Source organism: Tateyamaria pelophila (assembly GCF_019966495.1).
In the GTDB taxonomy this organism is placed as follows: Bacteria; Pseudomonadota; Alphaproteobacteria; order Rhodobacterales; family Rhodobacteraceae; genus Tateyamaria; species Tateyamaria pelophila.
This window is the reverse complement of sequence record NZ_JAIMIA010000230.1, coordinates 1-3,678: the sequence shown is the minus strand read 5'-3', so window position 1 is coordinate 3,678 and position 3,678 is coordinate 1. Positions and strand designations below refer to the sequence as shown.

The window sequence follows — 3,678 nt, the reverse complement described above, 5'->3', positions numbered from 1 at the left end:
CAATCGCATCGACGAACTCATGCCGTGGAACTGGCAGCCGGAAAAGGCCTGAAACCGCGCCGACACCAGACGGATACGCTCCAGGTGCGTAACGATCAGAGTGGCGAGATATTTTTGCCCGAATTGCCGCGGACATTTTTTGTCCCTTTTTCCATGTTCGTTTTCACATGACATCAGAAGAGCATGGTCTTTCGATGTCGCATGGAAGGTCAGTCAGGGAGTGTAAAACCCGGTACAAAATGGCCTCAAAGGAGACAGACCACATTTTGTCTATGAAAAATTAGGAAGTTGAGTGGAGACTGCCGCTACGCATTGGTCGGCACAGGTCGCGATACTCGCACAGAAGCAAACCTATCCTCCAGTGGGTTCATTTTTGGAAAGGACGAAAAGATGGGTAATGGTTTTAGGCACGGAGCGTTTGCACTCCCGATTGTCGCACTGGCAGGGTGTGTATCCTCACCTGTAGATTACGAGACGACACCCGTTAAGATTGAAACCGCCAAGGGGACGGTCACTTGCCAACTTTATACCAAAGACCTGGTGGTCTGGGATCGCGCCATCGATCGGCCGGCAACGATGTCTGTCAAGGAAGCCGACAGCATCTGCAATGCCGAGGGTGAACGTCGCAAGAGAGCCTAGCGATATGAAATGGCGGATGGCTGGCCTGCTTTACGCACTCCGACGACGTTTATCTCTCGGAGCTGCCGACCTTGATCGTCACTGAGCCCAAGACTGCACATCCGAACGTTGAGCGGGTTCGGTTCGAGCTTTCCAGAAAAGATCTGATCAGAAATCAAACTGGATGGTTTGCGACAGCTTAGGGATCAAACAGGGTTGAGACTCAAACGCGTTTCTTGGAAATCACCGTTCTTCAGACCAACTCGCCCGCAAGCGAGTTGGTCAGTGAGTCTACGATTTTGACGGCCTTTATCTCACCCACAGACACCTGCGCATCAGCCACGTGTACGGCGTGCAGGTATTCGCTCTTGCCCATCATCTGACCTGCTTGGCGGCCCGGTTTTTCGAACAGAACCTTTACCGTGCGTCCGACCATTCCGTCCTGAATGCTGTGTTGCTGGCGCGTGATCAGGGATTGCAGACGTTGTAGGCGGTCGTCCGCCTCGCCCGCATCAACCTGCGCACGCTCAGCGGCGGGTGTGCCCGGGCGCGTGGAATACTTGAACGAATAGGCATATCCGTAATTCACTTCTGCGACCAGATCGAGTGTAGCCTGAAAATCCACTTCGGTTTCTTCGGGAAATCCGACTATGAAATCGCCAGACATCAGAATGTCGGGGCGGGCGCCGCGGATCCGTTCGATCAGCCGTAGATAGCTTTCGGCAGTATGGCCGCGATTCATGCGTTTGAGAATTTTGTCGCTGCCCGATTGGACCGGTAGGTGCAGGTATGGCATCAGTTTGGAACAGGTGCCGTGTGCTTCGATCAGGTCTTCGGTCATGTCATTGGGATGACTGGTGGTAAATCGGATGCGTTCCAGACCGTCGACCTTGTCGAGATCCCAAATCAGTTTGGCCAGTGTATAATCCGATCCGTTCGGACCGGTGCCGTGATAAGCGTTGACGTTCTGACCCAGCAACGTGATTTCGCGCACGCCGCGCTCCACCAAATCGCGGGCTTCGTCGAGAATTCGGGCGACGGGGCGGCTGGCTTCGGCGCCGCGTGTGTACGGTACGACACAGAACGCGCAGAACTTGTCGCAGCCTTCCTGGACCGTCAGGAACGCGGACGGCGCGCGACGCGCCTTTGGCCTGCTCTTGAGCTTTTCGAATTTGTCTTCTTCGGGGAAATCCGTATCGAGGGCCTTTTCTCCCTGCCGCGTCTTTGCTTCCATTTCCGGCAAGCGGTGATAACTTTGAGGACCAACAACCAGGTCCACCGCCGGCTGGCGACGCATAATTTCCGCGCCTTCGGCCTGCGCCACACAGCCCGCCACGCCGATCTTGAGGTCCGGATTAGACGCTTTGAGCCCTTTGAGCCGACCCAATTCGGAATAAACCTTTTCCGCCGCCTTTTCGCGAATGTGGCACGTGTTGAGCAGAATCATATCTGCATCATCCGGCGTTTTGGTTTCCACATAGCCCTGCCCCCCGAGCGCTTCGCTCATGCGTTCGCTGTCATAGACGTTCATCTGGCAACCATAGGTCTTGATGAAGAGCTTTTTCGGCGTCGTCATAGCGGGTATCCGGAGCAATTGGGTCAAAGCGCGGCTTTATCAAGAAGGTCTGTGTCTTGCAATGCACCGAAGTTTAACCGAATCTGTGCCAAACCTGAGCCTATGGTGAAAGACTATGCAATTTAGAGGCCTCCAAGCTCTTGCCAGATCGGTAGACGCCATGCCGCGGACTGGCCCTCTGGCGATCATTCTGGTCGAAGATGATGTCGAAGTGGAATCCACTTTGCGACATCATCAACGGGCCGGTTTCCAGCATCTGATTGCTTTCATGCCGACCAGCTTTGAATTGCCGCACGATTTGCGGGATGTCGTCTTGCGCATCGACTATGACGTAACGGCCGAAGGGGCTGCTGAGGCGGCAGTGAATTGGGTCGTCGCTTCGGTGCCAGAGGGCACGTGGGTGTTTTATTGCTATAATGCCGAGTACCTGTTCTATCCTTTTTGCGAGACCCGTACTGTTGGCGAAATGCTGGCCTTCCACGCAGAAGAACGGCGCGATGCCATGCTGACATATGTGGTCGACCTGTACGCGGACGACTTGCAGATGTGCCCTGATGCCGTGTCGCTGGATCGCGCCCATCTGGATCACACTGGCTATTATGCACTGGCGCGGCCCGGAGCCGATGGACATCCCAAGGAACGTCAGTTGGATTTTTTCGGAGGCTTGCGCTGGCGTTTCGAGGAACATGTGCCAACCGCTCGCCGCAAGATTGATCGGATTTCGCTGTTCAAAACCAAACCAAGTCTTAAACTCTTGGCGAACCACACATTCAATGACGAAGAATACAACACCTATGCCTGCAAATGGCACCACAACATCACTGCTGCAATCTGTTCGTTCCGCACGGCCAAAGCTCTCAAACTGAACCCCGGCAGCAGATATGACATCAATACGCTGACATGGCACAACTCAACTCCGTTTGAGTGGCATTCGAGACAACTGCTGGACTTGGGCCTCATGGAGCCGGGTCAGTGGTTTTGACTTAAATCCCCCTGCGGGACTTTTCAGCTATTGGACCACCATCAATCCAGCAACCCGGTTTAATCTGGACCACCTGCGAAATCTCAAACGGGCACCGCAATGTCATAAGAAGCTTGAGGTCGTTGGCGTTTCGTCACAGTGGGCGGCATTCCAACGTTCGAGGAGAGAAGCGGTTCAGGCGTTTAAAGCTGTCTTTGATGTTCTTGCTTCAGACTGCTCGGGCGTCCTTGGGAAATTCCAGAAAATAATCAGGAAAGTGCATGCCAGACCGATCACTTGATAAACGAGGAAAGCCGAAAAGAATGAAAAATTAAAAAATAGAAAGCAAATAAGCCCGCTGAGTAGCCCGCATGTTGACCCCACAATAAAAGCAAACATTGCCATAATAACTGCCTTTTGTCCTGCCTGTCGCATATTAAGGTACGCCGACATTCCCCAAGTGGCCTGCCATCTGACGCGAAGATCGCCTGATCAGGCCTGCGGATCAAGTATCTTTTACCTC

The 3,678-nt window shown here is 53.7% G+C and carries 3 protein-coding genes; 2 read left to right on the top strand and 1 reads right to left on the bottom strand.

The features are described from left to right. The first annotated feature begins 390 nt into the window (after positions 1-390). Positions 391-639, top strand: a complete 249-nt coding sequence (locus LC354_RS26895; RefSeq protein ID WP_223429014.1) for a hypothetical protein — start codon at positions 391-393, stop codon at positions 637-639. A gap of 232 nt (positions 640-871) precedes the next feature. Here the strand turns inward: LC354_RS26895 and miaB are convergent, their stop codons facing one another. Beyond that, on the bottom strand, positions 872-2,194 hold the full coding sequence (gene miaB, locus LC354_RS26890; RefSeq protein ID WP_223429013.1) for a tRNA (N6-isopentenyl adenosine(37)-C2)-methylthiotransferase MiaB: 1,323 nt from the start codon (positions 2,192-2,194) through the stop codon (positions 872-874). A gap of 115 nt (positions 2,195-2,309) precedes the next feature. On the opposite strand from miaB, the gene LC354_RS26885 reads away from it, so the two are divergent. Beyond that, complete coding sequence (locus LC354_RS26885) at positions 2,310-3,176, top strand: glycosyltransferase family 2 protein (protein ID WP_399204436.1); 867 nt, start codon at positions 2,310-2,312, stop codon at positions 3,174-3,176. Positions 3,177-3,678: the final 502 nt, after the last annotated feature.

What these genes read in the sequence shown, in the direction of transcription:
- LC354_RS26895 (WP_223429014.1), top strand. Translation starts at nt 391, where the DNA reads ATGGGTAATGGTTTTAGGCACGGAGCGTTTGCACTCCCGATTGTCGCA.
- miaB (WP_223429013.1), bottom strand. Translation starts at nt 2,194, where the DNA reads ATGACGACGCCGAAAAAGCTCTTCATCAAGACCTATGGTTGCCAGATG.
- LC354_RS26885 (WP_399204436.1), top strand. Translation starts at nt 2,310, where the DNA reads ATGCAATTTAGAGGCCTCCAAGCTCTTGCCAGATCGGTAGACGCCATG.